Source organism: Noviherbaspirillum sp. L7-7A (assembly GCF_019052805.1).
In the GTDB taxonomy this organism is placed as follows: Bacteria; Pseudomonadota; Gammaproteobacteria; order Burkholderiales; family Burkholderiaceae_D; genus Noviherbaspirillum_A.
In genome coordinates this window covers 1,967,481-1,987,193 of record NZ_JAHQRJ010000001.1, presented here as the reverse complement: position 1 = coordinate 1,987,193, position 19,713 = coordinate 1,967,481, and the positions used below count along the sequence as shown (strand labels likewise).

The window sequence follows — 19,713 nt, the reverse complement described above, 5'->3', positions numbered from 1 at the left end:
TGATTTTCAAAGGAAACTACAATAGCTACTGACAAGTCGCATCGCATTAATGGCGAAATCAATGCGCCCGAACTGCGCCTGAGTGGCGTAGACAACGAACCGATCGGTATCGTTAGCCTGGCCGAAGCTTTCCGTCTTGCCGAAGAGAAGAACGTTGACCTGGTGGAGATTGCGCCCAACGCCACTCCGCCGGTCGCGCGTCTGATGGACTACGGCAAGTTCAAGTACCAGGAACAGAAACGGGCGCATGAAGCGAAGCTGAAGCAGAAAGTCATTTCGGTCAAGGAAGTCAAATTTCGCCCGGGTACGGACGATGGCGATTACAACATCAAGGTTCGTAATCTGATCAAGTTCCTGGATGAAGGCGACAAGACCAAGATTACCCTGCGTTTCCGTGGCCGTGAAATGGCCCACCAGGAAATCGGCATGCGCATGCTGGAGCGTCTGAAGTCCGATCTGGAGCCGTATGGCCAGGTCGAGCAGTGGCCCAAGATGGAAGGCCGTCAGATGATCATGGTGCTGGCGCCCAAAAAGAAGAAGTAGCTGTTGCAGTAGCCAAAAATTTCGCGGGCCGCTTCATGCAGGCGGCCCGCTTAATAACGTCAACCTTCAGGTTGCCGTAAAACAAGTGAGAGCAGGCATCAAAGTGCAGCCACAGGCTGCCACCTGCAATCATGTTAAAAAATGGAGCTGTCCATAAGGACAGGTATTGCTATGCCAAAAATGAAAACGAAAAGCAGCGCCAAGAAGCGCTTTCGTGTACGTCCAGGTGGAACCGTCAAGCGCGGCCAGGCGTTCAAGCGTCACATCCTGACCAAGAAAACCACCAAGACCAAACGTCAACTGCGCGGTGCCGCAGACGTCCATGCCACAAACATGGTGTCCGTACGCGCAATGATGCCGTTCGCTTAACCTCACATTTAAGGAGTAACCATGCCTAGAGTAAAACGTGGGGTCACAGCACGGGCCCGTCATAAGAAAGTTCTCGATCAAGCCAAAGGCTACCGCGGCCGCCGCAGCAAGGTTTACCGCGTAGCCAAGCAGGCAGTCATGCGCGCAGGCCAGTACGCCTACCGTGACCGTCGCAACAAGAAGCGCGTATTCCGCGCACTGTGGATCACCCGTATCAACGCGGCTTCGCGTTCGCACGGCCTGACCTACAGCGTCTTCATGAATGGTCTGAAGCGCGCTGCCATCGAGCTGGACCGTAAAGTCCTGGCCGACATGGCTGTGACCGACAAGCCGGCATTTGCCGCTATCGTCAATCAGGTGAAAGCCGCGATCGCTGCTTAATTGTTGGCATCCATCATTGCTTGCAGATGATGGCAGGAGCGGGGCACAGGTGTACACCTTTGCCCCGCTTTGTTTGGCGGCTACATGGTCGTTTTCAACCGGCTGTCTCTTTCGGCTTCAATCAGAAAGCGGAAATACCGCATGACTTCCTTAGAACAACTCGTAACGCAGGCGCAGGCTGATTTCGCCGCCGCGCCGGATGCCGCGGCACTGGAAAATGCCAAGGCAAAATATCTCGGAAAAACCGGCCAGATCACCGAGCAGATGAAGGGCTTGGGCAAGCTGGCGCCGGATGAGCGACGCGCCCAGGGTGCCGTGATCAATGCAGCCAAGGAACAAATCGAGTCGGCGCTGACCGCTCGCCGCGACGCACTGGCCGATGCCCAGTTGCAGGCGCGGCTGAACGCGGAAGCGATCGACGTCACCCTGCCTGGCCGCGGACGCGGCAAGGGCAGCATCCATCCGGTAATGCGCACCTGGCAGCGGGTGGAAGAAATTTTCGGCTCGATTGGCTTCGATGTCGCCGATGGCCCCGAAATCGAGACCGACTGGACCAACTTCACCGCACTGAACAGCCCGGAAAATCATCCCGCGCGTTCGATGCAGGACACATTCTATGTGGATGGCAAGGACAGCCAGGGCAAGCCGCTGCTGCTGCGCACCCACACCAGTCCGATGCAGGTGCGTTACGCCCGCATGAACAAGCCGCCGATCAAGGTCATCGCGCCGGGCAGGACATACCGCGTCGACAGCGACGCCACCCATTCGCCGATGTTCCACCAGGTCGAAGGCCTGTGGATAGACGAGAACATCAGCTTTGCCGACCTGAAGGGCGTTTATCTGAATTTCGTTCGGGCCTTCTTCGAGACCGACGACTTGCAGGTGCGTTTCCGCCCGTCCTATTTCCCGTTTACCGAACCATCGGCCGAGATCGATATTGCCTTCGGCAGCGGGCCGCTGAAAGGCCGCTGGCTGGAAGTGTCCGGCGCAGGCCAGGTGCACCCGAGCGTGGTGCGCAACATGGGCCTGGACCCGGATCGCCACATCGGTTTTGCCTTCGGTTCCGGCCTGGAGCGGCTGACCATGCTGCGCTATGGCATCAACGACCTGCGCCTGTTCTATGAAGGCGATCTGCGCTTCCTGAAACAATTTAATTAAGACACGGTTTCCTATGCAATTCTCCGAAAGCTGGCTGCGCACGATGGCCGATCCGGGCATGACCTCGGATGAGCTGTCCCATCTACTGACGATGTCCGGTCTCGAAGTGGAAGAGGTGGAGGCTGTTGCACCGCCATTTTCCAACGTGGTGGTGAGCAAGGTGCTGGAGGTGGCACGCCACCCGAATGCAGACCGGCTCAATGTCTGCCAGGTCGACGCCGGTACCGGCACACTGCTCAATATCGTCTGCGGCGCACCCAATGTGCGGCCCGGCATGAAGGTGCCTTGCGCAATGGCTGGCGCCGTCCTGCCGCCGGGCGACGATGGCAAGCCGTTCGAAATCCGCGTCGGTCAGTTGCGTGGCGTGGAATCGCAGGGCATGTTGTGTTCGGCACGCGAACTGAAGCTGTCCGAGGATCATGCCGGCCTGCTGGAATTGCCGGACGACGCGCCGGTCGGACAGAATTTCCGTGATTACTATCAGTTGAATGACCTGCGTTTCACGATCAAGCTGACGCCAAACAAGGCTGATTGCCTGTCGGTGCTGGGCGTGGCACGGGAAGTGTCTGCGCTGACCGGCGTGAGCCTGCGCGAGCCGACCTTCAAGCCGGTGGCGGTAACGTCCGATGAAAAGCTGCCGGTGACAATCTCGGCGCCAGATTTGTGCGGCCGGTTTTCGGGAAGAATCATTTGCGGCCTGAATGCACGGGCAGCCACGCCGGACTGGATGAAGCGCCGGCTCGAGCGCAGCGGTCAGCGTCCGATTTCCGCCCTGGTGGACATCTCCAACTATGTGATGCTGGAACTCGGCCGTCCAAGCCATGTGTTCGATCTGGACAAGATCCATGGCGGGCTGGAGGTGCGCTGGGGGCGCAAGGGCGAAAGTCTGAAACTGCTGAACGGCAATACCGTCGATGTGGATGAATGGGTCGGTGTCATTGCCGATGACAAGGAAATCGAATCGCTGGCAGGCATCATGGGCGGTGATTCGACAGCTGTGTCGTTGGACACCCGGAATATTTATCTGGAAGCCGCTTTCTGGCATCCGCAGGCAATACAGGGCCGCGCCCGCCGCTACAATTTTTCCACCGATGCGGCCCATCGCTTCGAGCGTGGCGTCGACTATGCAACCACGGTCGAACATCTGGAACGGATCACCGCACTGATCGTTGAAATCTGTGGCCAGCAGGGCAGTACCGTGGTTGGTCCCGTCGATGATCATGTCGTCAACCTGCCCAAGCGCGCACCGGTCGCGGTGCGCACCGAGCGCGCCCGCAAGGTCATCGGGGTGCCGCTAGACGATCAGCAAATTGCCGACATCTTCAACCGCCTGAAGCTGCCTTACACCCAGGAAGCAGGCGTGTTCCACGTAACGCCGCCCTCGTATCGCTTCGATATCGAAATCGAGGAAGACCTGATCGAGGAAATCGCCCGGGTGTACGGTTTCGAAAACATTCCGGCGCTGCCGCCGGTAGCTGCGAATGAAATACGCATTGCTCCCGAAAATACGCGTTCGCTGTTCGGCATCCGGCAACAACTGGCGGATCTGGATTACCAGGAAGTCATCAATTTCAGTTTTGTCGAGGAAGCCTGGGAAAAGGATTTTGCCGACAATGCTGCGCCGATCCGTCTGCTGAACCCGATCGCCAGCCAGATGAGCGTCATGCGCTCGACGCTGATCGGTAGCCTGGTTGCGAATGTACGCTATAACCTGAACCGCAAAATCAACCGTGTTCGCGTGTTTGAAGTCGGTGCGATCTTCAAGCGTGATGAGCAGGTGCAGGACGGTCCGTTGTCCGTCGCCGGCTACGCGCAGCCGAAAAAAGTGGCGGCAATTGCATACGGCCAAACGGTGGAAGAGCAGTGGAGCCAGCCAGCCCGCAATGTCGACTATTTCGATGTCAAGGCAGACCTGGAAGCGCTGTTCGCGCCCGGGACGCTGCGCTTTGCCAAGGCTACCCATCCGGCCCTGCATCCCGGACGTTCGGCAAATGTCATGCTTGATGGCAAGGTAATCGGCTGCCTCGGCGAACTGCATCCGCGCTGGCAGCAGAAGTACGATCTACCGCTTGCGCCGGTACTGTTCGAAGTCGATGCGAGTGCGTTGCAGCAGCGTGCGGTACCGTCCTATCAGGAAATTTCGAAGTTCCCGGCTGTGACGCGCGACATTGCTTTGTTAGTAAAAAACCACATACAGGCGCAGGACCTGCTGGATGCCTTCGATGCGGAACGGCAGGCTGGCACGGATGGCGGAATTGTGCAAGCCATTGTTTTGTTTGATGAATATCGCGGCAAAGGACTGGAAAATGACGAAAAAAGCCTTGCTTTCCGGTTCACGTTGCAAGATACTCAAGCGACCCTGAACGACAACAATGTGGACGCGGCCATGGCTCGTTTCATCGAGGCTGCCCACCAAAAATATGGTGCCGCACTGCGCACTTGAGGCAGGTGGGGATAACTGAAATGAATGACGTGAACTCAGCCGAATTTCAATCCGTATTAGCCGCTGACCTGAACCGTGCGATGATCGAAGCGCAAGCCCGGTCCCAGCTGGAAAAAGATCTTCCGACGCTGACCAAAGCCGAGCTCGCTGAAATGCTGTTCGAACAGGTGGGCCTGAACAAACGTGAAGCCAAGGACATGGTCGAAACCTTTTTCGACGAGATCCGCAATGCGCTCGAGCGGGGCGAACTGGTGAAGCTGTCCGGCTTCGGCAACTTCCAGCTCCGCGACAAGCCGCAGCGTCCGGGCCGCAATCCCAAGACAGGAGAAGAGATACCGATCACCGCAAGGCGCGTCGTTACCTTTCATGCGAGCCAGAAGCTCAAGAGCATGGTGGAACTCGCCAGCCGCAAGCCCATCACTCGTGCCGCCTGACTGACTGCCCATGACAGAGCGTAACAGCAAGCCAGAACTGATCGAACTGCCACCCATCCCTGCCAAGCGCTATTTCACGATAGGCGAGGTCAGCGAACTGTGCGGCGTCAAGCCGCACGTGTTGCGCTACTGGGAGCAGGAATTCACCCAGCTGAAGCCGGTAAAGCGGCGTGGCAACCGGCGCTACTACCAGCATCACGAAGTGCTGCTGATCCGGCGCATCCGGGAACTGCTTTACGAGCAGGGCTTCACCATCAGCGGCGCCCGCAACAAGCTGGGCAATCGCCTGGCCGAGCATGGCGCGATCGAGGAGGAGCCGGTTGCGCCGCCCGAGCCGCAGGTCGACCTGCTGGCAATCCGCAACGAACTGGTCGACATTCTGCGGCTGTTGCGGCCCAGCGCCTGATACCCCTGGCAAAAAAGCAATTCAGGACGGTAGCGCTTCCAGCGCCGCGGCAACCTGCTGCGGCGTATCCGGCGCGCCCATGATGCGCGCGACGTCGAGCGCGGTCAGGCCGCCGGCATCGCGGGCGTCCGCCCGGGCGCCCTTGCACAGCAGGAGATCCACCACCTCGCAGCGGTTGAACATCGCCGCCATCATCAGGGCAGTGCGTCCGCCCGGCATCGCGCCTTCCACATCCGCGCCCCGTTCCAGCAACAGCGCTACCATCGCTGCATCGCCCTTGTATGCCGCGCCGGCCAGCGGCGCCTGGCCCTGGTCGTTGCACAGAGCGGGATCGGCGCCGAAATCGAGCAACAGCCGGGCCGTGTCCAGATGGCCGTGATAGCTGGCCAGCATCAGCAGGCTGTCGCCCTTGTGGTTGCGCAGGTTGGCCGGCAAACCCTGTTCCAGCAGGGGATGCAGGCGCTGCGTGTCGCCTGCACGCACCAGATCGAAGACTTTCTGCGCAAATTCAATGGTTTCCGCGTCCGGCACGGGCCGACTGGCGTCCTGGCTGATGTCCTCTTGCATCGGTTTTCTCCTCAAACTGTGGACCGCTCAAGCCATGTGCCGGTGGCGGATCATGGCCGCCAGCCGGCCTGGCCTAGCGCTTATTTTGCGCCAGCGGTTTCCTGCTGCGCCGGCTCTTCCGTCTTGCCGCTGGTATAAGTCGCCGGCGTGCGGCGCTGATGCGGCACCGGCTTGCCGGGCAGCGGCGGCAGTGCGGTGGCGCGGGCCAGGTCGATGCCGGCGACTTCGGCGACACGCCGGCCGTAGTCTTCGTCGCAATGCCACAGATGCCATACCATGCGCAGCTGTATCGGCTCCGGGCATTGTTTCAGGTCGCCGCCGATGTTGGCAATCAGGTCTTCCCGTTCCCAGTCCTCGAAGCTGCGGTAACGATCGCCCGCTTGCCGGTAGTCGTCTGCGGTACGCGATGTGGCGTAGCGGCCCAGGTGACCTTCCACCCACTGGTGATATTCCTTGGCCGGCCTGGGCGCTTCCTGCAAGCCGCCCAGGGAACTGGGTTCGTAGTTGATGTGCCTGTTGCCGCCACTCGGATCGACCTGGTAGGCCATCTGGCCGTCGCGCTGGTTGGTATGGGCGCGGGCCTTTTCCTGCGGCGCGTTGATCGGCAATTGCAGGTAATTCGGCCCGACACGATAGCGCTGGGTATCGGAGTAGGACAGGGTGCGTCCCTGCAGCATCTTGTCGTCCGAAAAGTCGATGCCGTCGACCAGCACGCCGGTGCCGAACGCGGACTGCTCGGTTTCAGCAAAGAAGTTGTCGGGATTACGGTCCAGCACCATGCGCCCGACCGGCAGCAGCGGGAACTGCTCTTCCGGCCAGCGCTTGGTATCGTCCAGCGGATCGAACGCCAGTTCCGGATGGTCGCCGTCGGCCATGATCTGCACGCAGAATTCCCATTCCGGATAGTCGCCGCGCTCGATGGCGTCATACAGGTCCTTGGTGGCATGGCCGACATCCTGCGCCTGGATTTCCGCGGCCTGCGCCGTGGTCAGGTTGCGCACGCCTTGTTTTGGCTGCCAATGGAACTTGACGAGATGCGCCACACCCTTGTCGTTCACCAGCTTGTAGGTGTTGACGCCCGATCCTTCCATTTCCCGATAATTGGCCGGAATGCCCCACGGGCTCTTGACCCAGGTGACCATGTGCAGGGCTTCCGGCGTTTGCGAGACGAAGTCGTAGAAGCGCCACGGCTCCTGCCGGTTGGTAACGGGGTCGGGCTTGAAGGCATGGATCATGTCCGGGAACTTGATCGCATCGCGGATGAAAAACACCTTCAGGTTGTTGCCGACCAGATCCCAGTTGCCATCCACGGTCTTGAGCTTGACTGCAAAGCCGCGCGGGTCGCGCGCGGTTTCCGGGGAATCCTTGCTGCCGATGACGGTGGAAAACCGCACGAAGACGGGCGTGCGCACACCGGTTTCATTGAGCACTTTCGCCCGGGTGTATTTGGATGCCGGCTCATTGCCGATCCTGCCATAGGCTTCGAAATAGCCGTGCGCGCCCGTGCCGCGGGCGTGCACCACGCGTTCGGGGATGCGTTCGCGGTCGAAATGCGTGATCTTTTCAATGAACTGATAGTTTTCCAGCGTGGCGGGGCCGCGTTCGCCAACGGAGCGTAATGATTGGTTATCGCTGACTGGATGCCCTTGGCGGGTGGTCAATGTGGGTCGTTTCTCGTCCATGACGGTCCTTTCTGATATCAACGCAGCATCACTGGCCGCTGTCGAATAATAAATTAATGCTATTCAAAATTTGAAATTGATAGTTTAAATTCGCTTAATAGCTTTGTTGAGAAGCTTCGCGTGGCCCGACTGCGTTAACTGATGAGTCTTTAATCCCGGCCGGTTAAATTCGCAACGCGGTGCGTTACGCGTGGACCAAAACCTCGTAAAGAGGTTTCACTTGACAGCAGCTTGTTTGCTCCCGTAAGGTTCGGGCATGTCTTTCGCTCACCGACCCGTCTTTTCGTTCAGCCTGCGTGACAGCCTAGCGCTGTCGCTACGACTACGCCTACCGCTTTAAGCGCAGGCAAGTCAGGCCGGCATCCCGGCCCCAGGCAATCAGAACGAAGGTCCACGAGCATGCATTCCCAGCGATACGCATCAAATTCTTCCCTCCGCATCCAGTCCCTGCCAGGCGTGCTTTTGTGCGCATTTGCAGCGCTACAGCTACCGATCGGTTGCCTGGCCTCGCGTTGAGTGGCAGTCCGGCAGCCTTCCCGCCACATCCAGAACTCCCGTTTGCTCGTTTGTCTATTTGCACCATGCCGCGTCTGCGGCGCCCACTATCCGACAAGGAATTGCCATGATGCTCGCCAGCCCAGCCACCAAATACCGTCCTTTCGCATCTGTAGCCCTCACTAACCGAACCTGGCCGGACAAGGTCATCACGACGCCGCCCATCTGGATGAGCACCGATCTGCGCGATGGCAATCAGGCGCTGATCGAGCCGATGAGCCCGGCAAAGAAGATGCAATTCTTCGACATGCTGATCAAGACCGGTTTGAAGGAAATCGAAGTGGGCTTTCCGTCGGCTTCGCAAACAGACTTCGACTTCGTGCGCATGCTGATCGAGGAAAACCACATTCCCGACGATGTCACGATCATTGTGCTCACCCAGTCGCGGGAAGAGCTGATCCGGCGCACCGTGGAATCGGTGCGTGGTGCCAGGCGCGCAGTCGTGCATCTGTATAACTCGACAGCACCGGCTTTCCGCCGGGTGGTGTTCAACCTGCCGCGCGAGGAAATCCGTGAAATCGCCGTCAGCGGCGCACGCCTGGTACGGCACTTGATCAGCGACATGCCGGAAACCGAATGGGGCTTTGAGTACACGCCAGAATCGTTCAGCCAGACCGAACTCGATTTCGCCAAGGAAGTGTGCGACGCGGTCAGCGCCATCTGGGAACCGACACCCCAGCGCAAGATGATCATCAACCTGCCGGCGACTGTGGAAAGCAGCACCCCGAACATCTATGCCGATCAGGTGGAGTGGATGCACCGCAATCTCGAACGACGCGATGCCATCATCCTGAGCGTTCACCCGCACAATGACCGCGGCACGGCTGTTGCTGCAGCCGAACTGGCCGTGATGGCCGGCGCCCAGCGGGTGGAGGGATGCCTGTTCGGCAATGGCGAGCGTACCGGCAATGTGGACCTGGTGACGCTGGCGCTGAATCTCTATACCCAGGGCGTGCATCCGGGGCTGGATTTCTCCGATATCGATGCCGTGCGCCAGTGCGTGGAGGAATGCAATCAGCTGCCGGTGCATCCGCGCCATCCCTACGTGGGCGACCTGGTCTACACCGCCTTTTCAGGCTCGCACCAGGACGCCATCAAGAAGGGGTTCGCGCAGCAGAAGCCGGAGGAAATCTGGGATGTGCCGTATCTGCCGATCGACCCGGCCGACCTTGGCCGCAGCTACGACGCCGTGATTCGCGTCAACAGCCAGTCGGGCAAGGGCGGGATGTCGTATCTGCTGGAGCAGGAGCACGGCCTGGCCTTGCCGCGCCGCCTGCAGATCGAGTTCAGCCGGGTGGTGCAGGCCGCGGCCGACACGACCGGCAAGGAAGTGACCGCCGGTGAAATCTACCGCATTTTCCGCGCTGAATATCTGGAGCAGCAGACGCCGTATGCCTACCGCAGCCACAGGATGAGCGAAGACACGACGCAGGAATGCCCGGTGCAGATTGCGGTGGCAATGGAGCAGGGCGGCGTGGCGCGGGAGCAGACCGGCGCCGGCAATGGCCCGATCGACGCTTTCGTTGCCGCGCTCGGCCTCGATATCCGCGTAATGGACTACCACGAGCATGCGATTGGCGCAGGCGCCAATGCGCAGGCGGCAAGCTATGTGGAACTGCGCGTAGGCGATGGCCCGACCATGTTCGGTGTGGGCATCGATGCCAATATCGTCACCGCATCGTTCAAGGCCGTAATGAGCGCAGTCAACCGGGACGTGGCGCGCAAGGCTTCCTGATTGGCAGGTTTCAGCGCGTGCGCAGCTTGAGCATCAGGGCGTCGGTCTGCAACTGGGCCGCGCTTTGCAGACCTTGCTGCCATGCGGCATTCAGTTGATTGACTGATTGCCGCATCATCCTAAAGGCAGTCGATGCGGCCTCGGATGGCGTTGCCGCGCGTTGCCGGGTTGCCTCGATGCAGACAAGGAGTTCTTCCAGGGCGGGGCGGTGACGCCGGGGTGCCTCGTCGACCGCCTGACGCAGCAACTGGCGGCGGAAGGTCTCGAAGGCGCCCGGGTCTTCCTGATAGAGGCGGGATAGCGTGTCAAAGTCCGGCAGTCTGGCGTCTGTACCCATCACGACCTCGGTATGTTGTATTAATGATAATTTAATATAGTACCTGAAGTTGCTTTTTACGCAATATCAATAGAATAAACGGCGTGTATCGAACCCTTTATTAAGTTTGTTAGCGAACAGACATCTATCCCATCTGCTTCTATGCTGAAATTTTTCAGACGGAGAATTGCGATGAGGATATCTATCATTTCCGTATCGAAACAATGGGCTTGCACCGCGCTGATAACGGTCGGTGTGTTGAGCGGCGTTGCAGGCGCAAGCCAGGCCGCAGACCAGAATGCAACTATCGAGAAAGAGCGCACTGACTGCATGAGCGGCAATAGCCAGCAGGACAGGGCTACCTGCATGCGGGAGGCGGGCGCAGCAAAGCAGGAGTCGCAGCGCGGCAAGCTGCGCGACAGCGGTGATTACCAGACCAATGCGAGCAAGCGCTGCGACTCCTTGCCCGCGGCGGAAAAAGCCGATTGCGAACGGCGCGCGAATGGCGAGGGAAGCGTCAGCGGCAGCGTGGGCAGCGGCGGTGTGGTGCGGGAACTGGTCACGCCGGTGCCGTCCGGGCAGAGTGGGAGCAAATAAGCCAGTAAGCGAGGAAGCCGGTGGACAAGCAGGCAGGCAAGCAGGCAAGCAGGCAAGCAGGCAAGCAAGCGCCAGGGCGAGTGGACGTCATTGTGGCGGCAAGCTGCTGGCGGTAATTCTTACATGGCCCTAATGCTAGCTCCCTGGGCACTGGTACGTCCCTCTGCAAGTCGAAAGACCCATCACGCAGCAACTGTTGATGGAAGCAAAAATGTAAGGTTCTGCATCATTTGATCGGTCGTTGCTGTTTGGCATGTATATTGGTCGGCAATTCATCAAGGAGCCAGACATGAAAACGATACTCAGCGCCGCCGCTTTAATGATTGCCACCACCAGCGCCGCCTTTATTGCGGCGCCGGCCCAGGCTCAGGTCAACCTCAATATCATCATCGGCGACGCGCCGCCGCCGCCGCGTTATGAAGTGGTGCCCTCCGGACGGCCGGGCTATCTGTGGGCGCCAGGCTTCTGGCGCTGGGATGGCCGCCGGCATGCCTGGCAGGACGGGCATTGGGAACGGGTACGCCAGGGTGAAGTCTACGTGCGGCCCGAGTGGGTGCGCGTGGACAATGGCTGGCGCCTGAGGGAAGGCGGCTGGCGGCGCGATGCGCAGCCGTATTACGAGTCGCATGAACGCCATGAGCATCATGAGCGTCATGAACACGGCCGGGAAGAACGGCGTGGCGGCTTCTGTCCGCCGGGACAGGCAAAGAAAGGCAACTGCTGAGGAGAGCGCCAGAGTGGCGTGGATGATTGTCTGCGCCTGCGCATGGCCGGCTCGTCAGCAGCGGTATATTGTTTCAACATGCAAAGGAGGACGTCGTCATGCCATCGGAGTACTACACCCGCCGCGTCGGCAAACGCCTGACCTATCTGATCGCCTATGACAAGGGCGAATATTTTATCGAGCGAGACGGCCAGATGAAAAAGGCCGTTCCGGATGCCGTTGCCACAGGCATCGACCCCGACGAGGCAACGCCCAGCCTCATGCGGCGCCTTGCGATCGGTGATATCGAAAGCCTGAACGGCATGGACGAGTAAATCAGCGCAGTCAGTATTGCCTGGCGCGAGAGGCGTGGCGTTTCTGAACGCCGCGCCTTTTCTCTTCTGGCGCCTCTTTCTCAAGGTGTCTGGCGGCATGGCGCCTTCCTGGCAGGCCCGGCATCGCGAAACAACTCGATACAAAGCAGACAATGCTGACATTTCCTTGATACAAGCGCTGGGCATCATGCATTCCTGTGCATGGCACAACCCTAAACCGTTGAAAGGAATTCTCATGAAACATCTGCGCGCCACACTCGTCTCCGGTCTCATGGCTGCCGGCCTTGCCTGCGCCGTCCAGGCCGCGCCGCCAATGCCCGCCGGTCCGGCGTCCGATCATGGCGGCATGCATGGCATGGAACATGGCGCCGAGCACCATCGCGAAGCCATGGCGCGCCGCCAGGCCGTGCTGCATGACAAGCTCAAGCTGACCGGCAGCCAGGAGGCTGCCTGGACAACCTATATCGAGGCAACCAAGCCGCCGCAAGCGGAAGGCCGGCCGGGTCGCCCTGACCGCGCCGAATGGGAAAAGCTGTCCGCGCCGGAACGCATGGAAAAAATGCTGGCCATGATGAAAGAGCGGGAAGCCCGCATGACGACGCACCTGGCAGCGATGAAAACCTTCTACGCCACGCTATCGCCGCTGCAGCAGCAGATCTTCAATGACAACGTGGGCGGTCGCATGCATGGCCGCCATGGCGGCCGCGGTTAGGGCTGAGGCTCAGCCTGTCGCCTCGCAGGATGGAACGACCCGGCGGATCCCCGCTCAGGCGCCTGGCTGGCGCAGCACCAGCCAGGCAAGCGCTGCCGCTACCGCCAGGAAGGGCAGGGAGTAGGCATGGAATACGATCCATGCACGGCGGTCCGGCGTCATGCGCAACGCGATGATGTTGGCAAGCGAACCCATCATGAAGCCGAAGCCGCCGACATTGACGCCATAGGCGATCACTTTCCAGTCAGGGCTGTACTGGGCCAGGAGGATGGCCGCCGGCACGTTGCTGATGACCTGTGAAGCCAGGATGGAGGTGGCATACAAATGCCAGGCAATGTCCAGGTCGATGGCGCCGATCAGGCTCTTCACGGTCGGCAGCGCGCCCAGCAGCCGCAGGTCGATGAACATCAGCACGAATACCAGCAGCAGCCCCCAGTCAATGCGCATCAGCACGCCGCGGCGCGCAATCAGCAGAGGCGTAAGTACCAGCAGCGCTGCCAGCGGACGATGCATGTCAGTCAGCACCAGAAACGGCAGGTAGAGCGCCAGCGACAGCACAAGCTGCAGCCGGTCGGTCTTCGCCGCAGCCCGGCGCTGCGGGAAATGCAGGGCGCGGCCGGAAAAGGACAGCAGCGTCAGCAGCAGCAGGGGCGTCAGCAGCAGCAAAGTCAACGGCAACATCGTCCATGCGAACTGGGCGAAGCTGGTATGGGACAATTGCCACAGGAACAGGTTTTGCGGATTGCCCACCGGCGTCAGGACCGAGCCCGCATTGGCGGCGAGCGCCTCGAACACGATCAGCCGGGTCAGCGGCACCCCGGTATCCCTGAGCGTCAGGGTCAAAGGAACAACTACGAACAAGGCAACGTCATTGGTCAGCACGGTGGCCAGCGCCGCGGTCGACAGCACCAGAAACAGTGCCAGCAGCCGTTCGCTCGACATCAGGGCCACCAGCCGTCGCGCCAGATGCGGCAGCCAGCCGCTCAGTTCAATACCCTTGGTCAGAATCAGCAGGCCCAGCAGGGTGCCGACGGTACGCCAGTCCACCAGCGATGGGTAGGCACCTAGCCGTTCAGGCGCGGCCAGCGTCAGCGCCACCAATGCCAGCAGCAAAATGCGCAGCAGCATGTCGCCGGCAAGGCCCCTGGCCAGGGCCTGCAGCGGCGAGAGGGACGGCGCCGCCGGAACGCCGTCAGCCATTATTCCTGACCCATTCGACCGACCAGGCACGGGCATGCTCGATGGCCGCGGCCCGGTTCTGGAAAGGCACTTCAGGCGTGAAGTGGGTGGTTCCCATGTCGGCACTGTCGGCATAACGCGTTATCTGCACGCTGGCATGAAAGCGGCCGTCCTGCAGCGGCACGGCAATGCACCGCAGCAGGTAGCCCTGATTGGCGAAGGTTTTTTCGGCCTTTATCACGGTTGGATGGTTGATATCTTGGAAGGAGGCTGGATTATAGCCTTGTGCAATCATGCGCCCAGGCCTGCTGCCGCGAATTGCGTCAATCGAAACTTCATCAATAAAATCAATGGTATAGGATGAAATTTGATGAGTTATCCACAGTATTGTCCACTAGAAATGTGGGTAAGCCAGGATTCAACGCAAGGGAAAACGCGCCTCCAGCACGATCCTGACGGCAAAACTGCGCGCGGTTTCCCGCACATCCTTCAGGGTGGTCTGGGCTGCAGTCATGCCGCCCAGCAGGTTGGCAGTGGCATTGAGCAGGTCCTGGTATCGGTCCTGGCAGGCCGACATTGCGGCGTCGGCGATGTCGGCCACCAGGGCATCCGACTTGACGTAACGGCTTGCATAAACATTCATGCAGCGAAAGTAGGTGCCATAGGCCTCATCCTGTGCGGTCTGGCGGTCGGCACCCTGGCCATGCGCGCCAAGGGCGGGGAAAACGAAAGCTAAAGCGATCCAGTATTTTTTCATGATGGGTATGGTCGGAATGAACGGCGAAGTTTGCCACGAATTGCATGGCGGGGCAGCGTATGCGGACCTGGCGGTGAAAAGACTATTCAGTTTTGCTGAAGCAGGACGTTAAAGGACATACGCCAGCCAACTATGTAACTTCCTTACGGAACCGATCCATGCCCTCTTTCCCTCAGCGTCTCCAGCAGTCCGTCGGCGCCCGCATTTCCGTTGTCATCTTCTTGCTGGCGACACTGATCTTTACGCTGTATGCCTGGGCGCTTGCCTATTCCAGCGCGGAGGATGTGGAGCGCCGCGCGGTCGAGTTCGCAACCGAGAAAAGCCGCTCCGTGGTCGACATGACCGCCATGTTCGCCCATGCCTCCGCCAGCGCCACGATGCGCTTCGCAAGAATGCTGGAGACGGGATTTCCTGGCCAGTTTGCCCTGGACGAAAGCCGTGCCGTGGAAATCGGCGGCCGCAAGGTGGCGATGCTGAAGAACGGCGACAACGATATCAACCTCAATTTCACGGTTGTCGACCGCTTTACCGCGCAGAGCGGCGTGTCGGCCACGGTATTTGCGAAGCAGGGCGACGACTTTGTCCGCGTGTCGACATCCGTCAAGAAGGAGAATGGCGAGCGCGCGGTGGGCACGGTGCTGGACCGTGGTCATCCGGGCTATGCGCCCCTGTTGGCCGGACAGCGCTATGCGGGACTGGCAACCCTGTTCGGCAAGCAGTACATGACCCAGTACGACCCGGTGCGCAATGCCGCCGGGCAGGTGGTGGGCGTGCTGTATGTGGGCGTGGATATCGATGCCGAGATTGCCGCGCTGAAGGAGCGCATCAGGTCGGTGAAGCTCGGCGACACCGGCTATTTCTATGTGCTCGATGCCAAGCAGGGCAAGGACTTCGGACGCATGCTGGTGCATCCGTCGCTGGAAGGTAAAAACGTGCTGGACATCAAGTCGGCCGACGGGCGTGAGCTGTTCAGGGAAATCCTCGAGCGCAAGCAGGGCGATGCCCGCTACCTGTGGCAGGACAAGGAAGGCGAGGCCGCAAGGGAAAAGTTCGCTGCGTTCGCCCATGAGAAGGGCTGGAACTGGGTGGTGGTAGGCAGCGCCTATGTCGATGACATGACCCGTGAAGTCAGGGCGCTGCGCAATCGCTATGCCCTGTTCGGCGTTGCCGCGGTGCTGGTGCTGGTGGGACTGCTGTACTTCTTCATCCGCCGCGCCGTCACATTGCCGCTGGCGCGCGTCACCGCCGCGGCGCAGCGGCTGGCTACCGGGGACCTCACCGCCTCCCTGCAAACCGGCCGCAGCGATGAGATCGGGCAGCTGATGCAGGCCATGAACGGCACGGGCCAGGGGCTGACCGAGGTGGTGCGACAGGTCAGGACGGGCGCTGGCCAGATCGCCGCGGCTTCGGGCGAGATCGCGACCGGCAATCTGGACTTGTCCGAGCGCACCGAGCGCCAGGCCGGTTCGCTGCGCGACACCGCGGCGGCGATGAACCAGCTGACCGCCGCCGTGCAGCAGAACAGCAGCGACGCCGACCAGGCCCAGCGCCTGGCCGCCGGCGCGGCCGACGTCGCTGCCCGCGGCGGCGTGGCGGTGGGTGAAGTGGTGCAGACCATGGAGGAAATCAGCCAGGCGTCGCGTCGCATGGCCGACATCATCGGCGTCATCGACGGCATTGCCTTCCAGACCAATATCCTGGCGCTGAACGCTGCCGTGGAAGCGGCGCGGGCCGGCGAGCAGGGCCGCGGATTTGCCGTGGTGGCGGGCGAGGTCAGGGTGCTGGCGCAACGCAGCGCCGCCGCCGCGCAGGAAATCAAGGCATTGATCGATGCGTCAGCCGGCAAGGTCGAGGCCGGCGGCGTTCAGGTGCGTCGCGCTGGCGCAACAATGGACGAAGTGGTCAGCGGCGTCCAGGAACTGAGCGCCCTGATGGCCGGCATCAGCCAGGCAAGCCGCGATCAGAGCGAGGGCATTGCCAGGGTCGACAGCATGGTCAGCCAGATGGACGACGTCACCCAGCAGAATGCCGCCATGGTGGAGCAGGCAGCCGCCGCTGCCGCTTCCCTGCAGGAACAGGCGGCGACGCTGGTGGGCATGGTCGACACCTTCAAGGTGACATAAAAGCGTCGCAAATATTTCCATATGGAAGCAAAAATTCCGAAATGCTGAGACAATGCGGTTTTAATTTCCATTAGGCATTATGTCGGTCGGACCCGTCCAGCCAGTTTTCCCCGCGCGACGCTCTGGTGCCAGGCGTGCATACGCAATCGTGGCTGCCCTCGTGTTGTGCTGCCTTCTCCTGCTCGGCCTGATCGGCTGGCGCGGCTGGTCTTCCCATGAGCGCCGTTCCGACGAGGCGCGGCAGAATGCGGCCGTGCTGGCGCAGGCAGCGGCGCGCCAGGCGGACGATGCGGTAATGACGGTCGATCTGGCGCTGCTGGCCGTGGTGCGCGAGGCGGAAACAGCCCTGGACCGTGCCGATTTCTTTGGCGACCTGGCCGAATTCCTGGCCGACCGCGCGGCGACACTGCCGCAGGTAGGCGGGCTGTTTGTCTTCAGCGAGGAGGGCGATTGGGTCGCCAACTCCCTGCGCAGTCTGCCGAAGGACGCCAACAATGCCGACCGCGCCTACTTCATTTATCACCGCGACCATCCCGGCGGCGAAATCCATATCGGCCGGCCGCTGAAAAGCCGGGTCAGCGGCGAATGGGTGCTGACGCTGTCGCGCCGGATATCCCGGCCGGATGGCAGCTTTGCTGGCGTGGCGCTGGCGACCGTGCCGGTGTCCTATCTGCAGTCGTTCTACCAGCAACTCGACGCGGGCGGCGGCGACATTGCCTTGCTGCGCGATGACGGCGCCACCCTGGCCCGTCATCCCTTCATGGAAACGGCCCTGGGCGCGAGCCAGGCCGGTTCCGAGCTGTTCCAGGCCTACCAGGCCAAACCCGTTGAAGGCGCGGCGCGTGCGTCATCCGTGCTGGATGGCGTGGAGCGTGAATATGCCTACCGCCGCTCCGACCGTTATCCGCTCCTGGCGCTGGCCGGCGTGCCGCGCGCAGCCTGGTTTGCGCCCTGGAAGGAAGACGCGCTGCTGCACGGCGCGGCAGTGCTCGGGCTGGTGCTGCTGGCGGGCCTGGGCGGCGCGGGGTATCTGCGCCAGTGGCGGCGCGGCCTGTACCTGGAGCAGAGGCTGCGCGCCAGCGAACGCCGGCTGTCCGACCTCGCCGACAATCTGCCGCTTCTGGCCATGCGCCTGGATGCCGCGCACTGCGTGCACTTCTGCAACAGTGCCGGACGCGCCTGGTTCGCCGTGTCGCCGCATCAGGCGCGGCGCCTGCCTCTGGCCGAAATCGTTGGCGGCGCATTGTATGAGCAGTGGCGGCCGATGCTGGACCGGGCGCTGGCCGGCGAGCGGGTGGAGTTCGAATGCGTGGCGGTCATGGCAGGCCGGGCGCTCGACCTGCGCATGGTCTGCATGCCCGATCGCCCGCATGATGCGGCGGTGCAGGGCGTGGTCGTGCTGGGCCGCGACATTACCGCGCAGAAGGCGGGCGAGCGGCGGATCCATACCATTGCCGACAATACGCCGGCGCAGATTGCCTTCATCGACACCGAACTGCGTTTTGCCTACGCCAATGGCCGCGGCGATGCGGCAACCGGCATCGATATCGGCCAGATGCTGGGCCAGACCATGGAAGAAGCCTATGGCGCTGCCATTTACGCAATGCTGGAAGCGCATGCACGGGTCGCGCTGGCTGGCGAGCGGGTGGAATTTGACTACAGTGTCGAGCAGGGTGGCGAACGGCGGGTGCTGCATGCCAGCTATGTGCCCGAGCGAGATGGCGCCGGCAGGGTGACCGGTTTCTATTCCCTGACCAATGATGTGACCGCCTTCAAGGAGGCGGAACAGAAACTGGCGCGACTGGCCCGTTTCGACGCTCTGACCGGTCTGCCGAATCGCAGCTACCTCACCGAGCGCCTGGGCGAAGCACTGCAGCGCAGCGACCGCAACGGCCGCGTGGTGGCATTGCTGCGCATCGAGATCGACCGCTTCGACGAACTCAGCGACAGTCTGGGTCATCAGGGCAGCGACAGCCTGCAGAAGGAACTGGCCGCCCGGCTCTCGCGCAACTGCCGCTCCACCGACATGGTGGCGCGCCTGGGCAGTGATGAGTTCGTGGTGCTGATGGAAGGGCTGGCGCAGGCCGATGAAAGCCGCATCGTGGCCGACAAGGTGATGGAAGCGCTGCGCCAGCCATTCCTGCTCGATGGCGCGCTGCACCAGGTGGCGGCGACGGTCGGCATCGCGCTGCGCCAGGGCGACGCCACGGGCGCCGACGCCTTGCTCCGCCAGGCAGGCGCCGCATTGCGTTGCGCTCGTGAAACGGGCCGCCAGGCAGCGTAATTCGCCGGGCCTGCGTCCTTGCTCTCTAGGGATACTGGCGCAGATAGGCCAGCAAGTCGGCAATCTGGTTGTCGCTGCTGATACCCCAGAAGCGCATCTTGTTGCCTGGCACCGTGTCGCCGGGCGACTTCAGGAATGTCTTCAGGTTCTTTTCGGACCACACCAGGGTGGCATTCTTCATCGCCGGCGAATAGGCATAGCCCTCAACGCTGCCCGCGCGCCGGCCGATGACGCCATTGAGTTGCGGGCCAAAGCCGTTGCGGGCGGACGGGCCGACCTGGTGACAGGAAGCGCACCGCGCAAAGAGCGCGCGGCCTTTCTCGGGATCGCCTGTGGCAAGGGCAGGGGACGCCTGCAGCGTCAGGGCCAGGACGGGAAGCAGGAGAAGAAGCAGCGGTCTCGGTATTTTCAGCGGTTTCAATGTTTTCAATGCT

Annotated in this window: 21 protein-coding genes; 14 read left to right on the top strand and 7 right to left on the bottom strand. The window is 61.3% G+C overall.

Annotated features, from left to right (window positions below):
* The first annotated feature begins 21 nt into the window (after positions 1 to 21).
* The 7 genes from infC (at position 22) to KTQ42_RS09015 (ending at position 5,734) form a co-directional block, all read left to right on the top strand.
* The gene (infC, locus tag KTQ42_RS09045) at positions 22 to 543 is read left to right on the top strand and encodes a translation initiation factor IF-3 (RefSeq protein WP_217346880.1); all 522 of its coding nucleotides are present in this window, start codon (positions 22 to 24) and stop codon (positions 541 to 543) included.
* Positions 544 to 714: 171 nt separating this feature from the next.
* Entirely contained in the window at positions 715 to 912 is a 198-nt protein-coding gene (rpmI, locus tag KTQ42_RS09040; protein ID WP_194714235.1) for a 50S ribosomal protein L35, read from the top strand.
* A gap of 21 nt (positions 913 to 933) precedes the next feature.
* Positions 934 to 1,293 carry a 50S ribosomal protein L20 gene (gene rplT, locus KTQ42_RS09035; RefSeq protein ID WP_194714186.1) on the top strand — a complete coding sequence of 120 codons (360 nt, stop codon included), beginning with the start codon at positions 934 to 936 and terminating at the stop codon, positions 1,291 to 1,293.
* Between the two features lie 141 nt (positions 1,294 to 1,434).
* On the top strand, positions 1,435 to 2,451 hold the full coding sequence (pheS, locus tag KTQ42_RS09030) for a phenylalanine--tRNA ligase subunit alpha (RefSeq protein ID WP_217345211.1): 1,017 nt from the start codon (positions 1,435 to 1,437) through the stop codon (positions 2,449 to 2,451).
* A gap of 13 nt (positions 2,452 to 2,464) precedes the next feature.
* Positions 2,465 to 4,894: a phenylalanine--tRNA ligase subunit beta gene (gene pheT / locus KTQ42_RS09025; RefSeq protein ID WP_217345210.1), complete on the top strand. Its 2,430-nt coding sequence runs from the start codon at positions 2,465 to 2,467 to the stop codon at positions 4,892 to 4,894.
* Positions 4,895 to 4,914: 20 nt separating this feature from the next.
* Positions 4,915 to 5,328, top strand: coding sequence for an integration host factor subunit alpha (locus KTQ42_RS09020; protein ID WP_194714188.1), 414 nt, complete (start codon positions 4,915 to 4,917; stop codon positions 5,326 to 5,328).
* Positions 5,329 to 5,338: 10 nt separating this feature from the next.
* On the top strand, positions 5,339 to 5,734 hold the full coding sequence (locus tag KTQ42_RS09015; protein ID WP_217345209.1) for a MerR family transcriptional regulator: 396 nt from the start codon (positions 5,339 to 5,341) through the stop codon (positions 5,732 to 5,734).
* A 21-nt stretch (positions 5,735 to 5,755) separates the two neighbouring features.
* Here KTQ42_RS09015 and KTQ42_RS09010 read toward each other — a convergent pair whose 3' ends face one another.
* Together KTQ42_RS09010 and KTQ42_RS09005 are read right to left on the bottom strand one after the other, a co-directional pair.
* Positions 5,756 to 6,301, bottom strand: a complete 546-nt coding sequence (locus tag KTQ42_RS09010; RefSeq protein ID WP_217345208.1) for an ankyrin repeat domain-containing protein — start codon at positions 6,299 to 6,301, stop codon at positions 5,756 to 5,758.
* 80 nt (positions 6,302 to 6,381) lie between these two features.
* On the bottom strand, positions 6,382 to 7,983 hold the full coding sequence (locus tag KTQ42_RS09005; protein WP_217345207.1) for a catalase: 1,602 nt from the start codon (positions 7,981 to 7,983) through the stop codon (positions 6,382 to 6,384).
* A 622-nt stretch (positions 7,984 to 8,605) separates the two neighbouring features.
* Between KTQ42_RS09005 and leuA the strand changes: the two genes are divergently transcribed.
* Entirely contained in the window at positions 8,606 to 10,273 is a 1,668-nt protein-coding gene (gene leuA, locus KTQ42_RS09000; RefSeq protein WP_217345206.1) for a 2-isopropylmalate synthase, read from the top strand.
* A gap of 10 nt (positions 10,274 to 10,283) precedes the next feature.
* Here the strand turns inward: leuA and KTQ42_RS08995 are convergent, their stop codons facing one another.
* Complete coding sequence (locus KTQ42_RS08995; RefSeq protein ID WP_217345205.1) at positions 10,284 to 10,610, bottom strand: DUF3135 domain-containing protein; 327 nt, start codon at positions 10,608 to 10,610, stop codon at positions 10,284 to 10,286.
* Positions 10,611 to 10,781: 171 nt separating this feature from the next.
* On the opposite strand from KTQ42_RS08995, the gene KTQ42_RS08990 reads away from it, so the two are divergent.
* The 4 genes from KTQ42_RS08990 to KTQ42_RS08975 all read left to right on the top strand — a co-directional run bounded on the left by KTQ42_RS08990 (position 10,782) and on the right by KTQ42_RS08975 (position 12,936).
* Entirely contained in the window at positions 10,782 to 11,186 is a 405-nt protein-coding gene (locus tag KTQ42_RS08990) for a hypothetical protein (protein WP_217345204.1), read from the top strand.
* 289 nt (positions 11,187 to 11,475) lie between these two features.
* A complete protein-coding gene (locus tag KTQ42_RS08985) occupies positions 11,476 to 11,910 on the top strand; it encodes a YXWGXW repeat-containing protein (protein WP_217345203.1) in 435 nt (144 codons plus the stop codon).
* Positions 11,911 to 12,008: 98 nt separating this feature from the next.
* Entirely contained in the window at positions 12,009 to 12,224 is a 216-nt protein-coding gene (locus KTQ42_RS08980; RefSeq protein ID WP_217345202.1) for a hypothetical protein, read from the top strand.
* Positions 12,225 to 12,459: 235 nt separating this feature from the next.
* Positions 12,460 to 12,936 carry a Spy/CpxP family protein refolding chaperone gene (locus tag KTQ42_RS08975; protein WP_217345201.1) on the top strand — a complete coding sequence of 159 codons (477 nt, stop codon included), beginning with the start codon at positions 12,460 to 12,462 and terminating at the stop codon, positions 12,934 to 12,936.
* A gap of 54 nt (positions 12,937 to 12,990) precedes the next feature.
* Here the strand turns inward: KTQ42_RS08975 and KTQ42_RS08970 are convergent, their stop codons facing one another.
* From KTQ42_RS08970 to KTQ42_RS08960, 3 genes are all read right to left on the bottom strand, one after another.
* Positions 12,991 to 14,136 carry an SLC13 family permease gene (locus KTQ42_RS08970; protein WP_217345200.1) on the bottom strand — a complete coding sequence of 382 codons (1,146 nt, stop codon included), beginning with the start codon at positions 14,134 to 14,136 and terminating at the stop codon, positions 12,991 to 12,993.
* The gene (locus tag KTQ42_RS08965; RefSeq protein ID WP_217345199.1) at positions 14,129 to 14,356 is read right to left on the bottom strand and encodes a hypothetical protein; all 228 of its coding nucleotides are present in this window, start codon (positions 14,354 to 14,356) and stop codon (positions 14,129 to 14,131) included. The genes KTQ42_RS08970 and KTQ42_RS08965 overlap by 8 nt, the downstream gene beginning before the upstream one ends.
* A gap of 177 nt (positions 14,357 to 14,533) precedes the next feature.
* Positions 14,534 to 14,872 carry a hypothetical protein gene (locus tag KTQ42_RS08960; protein WP_217345198.1) on the bottom strand — a complete coding sequence of 113 codons (339 nt, stop codon included), beginning with the start codon at positions 14,870 to 14,872 and terminating at the stop codon, positions 14,534 to 14,536.
* Positions 14,873 to 15,030: 158 nt separating this feature from the next.
* Between KTQ42_RS08960 and KTQ42_RS08955 the strand changes: the two genes are divergently transcribed.
* Both KTQ42_RS08955 and KTQ42_RS23925 read left to right on the top strand, forming a co-directional pair.
* The gene (locus tag KTQ42_RS08955) at positions 15,031 to 16,995 is read left to right on the top strand and encodes a methyl-accepting chemotaxis protein (protein WP_217345197.1); all 1,965 of its coding nucleotides are present in this window, start codon (positions 15,031 to 15,033) and stop codon (positions 16,993 to 16,995) included.
* Between the two features lie 148 nt (positions 16,996 to 17,143).
* Positions 17,144 to 19,279 carry a diguanylate cyclase gene (locus tag KTQ42_RS23925; protein WP_217345196.1) on the top strand — a complete coding sequence of 712 codons (2,136 nt, stop codon included), beginning with the start codon at positions 17,144 to 17,146 and terminating at the stop codon, positions 19,277 to 19,279.
* A 25-nt stretch (positions 19,280 to 19,304) separates the two neighbouring features.
* On the opposite strand, the gene KTQ42_RS08945 is transcribed toward KTQ42_RS23925, so the two are convergent.
* Positions 19,305 to 19,649 (bottom strand): cytochrome c family protein, encoded by a 345-nt coding sequence (locus KTQ42_RS08945; protein WP_249222899.1) that lies wholly within the window; start codon positions 19,647 to 19,649, stop codon positions 19,305 to 19,307.
* Between the last annotated feature and the right edge of the window lie 64 nt (positions 19,650 to 19,713).

What these genes read in the sequence shown, in the direction of transcription:
- rpmI (WP_194714235.1), top strand. Translation starts at nt 715, where the DNA reads ATGCCAAAAATGAAAACGAAAAGCAGCGCCAAGAAGCGCTTTCGTGTA.
- rplT (WP_194714186.1), top strand. Translation starts at nt 934, where the DNA reads ATGCCTAGAGTAAAACGTGGGGTCACAGCACGGGCCCGTCATAAGAAA.
- pheS (WP_217345211.1), top strand. Translation starts at nt 1,435, where the DNA reads ATGACTTCCTTAGAACAACTCGTAACGCAGGCGCAGGCTGATTTCGCC.
- pheT (WP_217345210.1), top strand. Translation starts at nt 2,465, where the DNA reads ATGCAATTCTCCGAAAGCTGGCTGCGCACGATGGCCGATCCGGGCATG.
- KTQ42_RS09020 (WP_194714188.1), top strand. Translation starts at nt 4,915, where the DNA reads ATGAATGACGTGAACTCAGCCGAATTTCAATCCGTATTAGCCGCTGAC.
- KTQ42_RS09015 (WP_217345209.1), top strand. Translation starts at nt 5,339, where the DNA reads ATGACAGAGCGTAACAGCAAGCCAGAACTGATCGAACTGCCACCCATC.
- KTQ42_RS09010 (WP_217345208.1), bottom strand. Translation starts at nt 6,301, where the DNA reads ATGCAAGAGGACATCAGCCAGGACGCCAGTCGGCCCGTGCCGGACGCG.
- KTQ42_RS09005 (WP_217345207.1), bottom strand. Translation starts at nt 7,983, where the DNA reads ATGGACGAGAAACGACCCACATTGACCACCCGCCAAGGGCATCCAGTC.
- leuA (WP_217345206.1), top strand. Translation starts at nt 8,606, where the DNA reads ATGATGCTCGCCAGCCCAGCCACCAAATACCGTCCTTTCGCATCTGTA.
- KTQ42_RS08995 (WP_217345205.1), bottom strand. Translation starts at nt 10,610, where the DNA reads ATGGGTACAGACGCCAGACTGCCGGACTTTGACACGCTATCCCGCCTC.
- KTQ42_RS08990 (WP_217345204.1), top strand. Translation starts at nt 10,782, where the DNA reads ATGAGGATATCTATCATTTCCGTATCGAAACAATGGGCTTGCACCGCG.
- KTQ42_RS08985 (WP_217345203.1), top strand. Translation starts at nt 11,476, where the DNA reads ATGAAAACGATACTCAGCGCCGCCGCTTTAATGATTGCCACCACCAGC.
- KTQ42_RS08980 (WP_217345202.1), top strand. Translation starts at nt 12,009, where the DNA reads ATGCCATCGGAGTACTACACCCGCCGCGTCGGCAAACGCCTGACCTAT.
- KTQ42_RS08975 (WP_217345201.1), top strand. Translation starts at nt 12,460, where the DNA reads ATGAAACATCTGCGCGCCACACTCGTCTCCGGTCTCATGGCTGCCGGC.
- KTQ42_RS08970 (WP_217345200.1), bottom strand. Translation starts at nt 14,136, where the DNA reads ATGGCTGACGGCGTTCCGGCGGCGCCGTCCCTCTCGCCGCTGCAGGCC.
- KTQ42_RS08960 (WP_217345198.1), bottom strand. Translation starts at nt 14,872, where the DNA reads ATGAAAAAATACTGGATCGCTTTAGCTTTCGTTTTCCCCGCCCTTGGC.
- KTQ42_RS08955 (WP_217345197.1), top strand. Translation starts at nt 15,031, where the DNA reads ATGCCCTCTTTCCCTCAGCGTCTCCAGCAGTCCGTCGGCGCCCGCATT.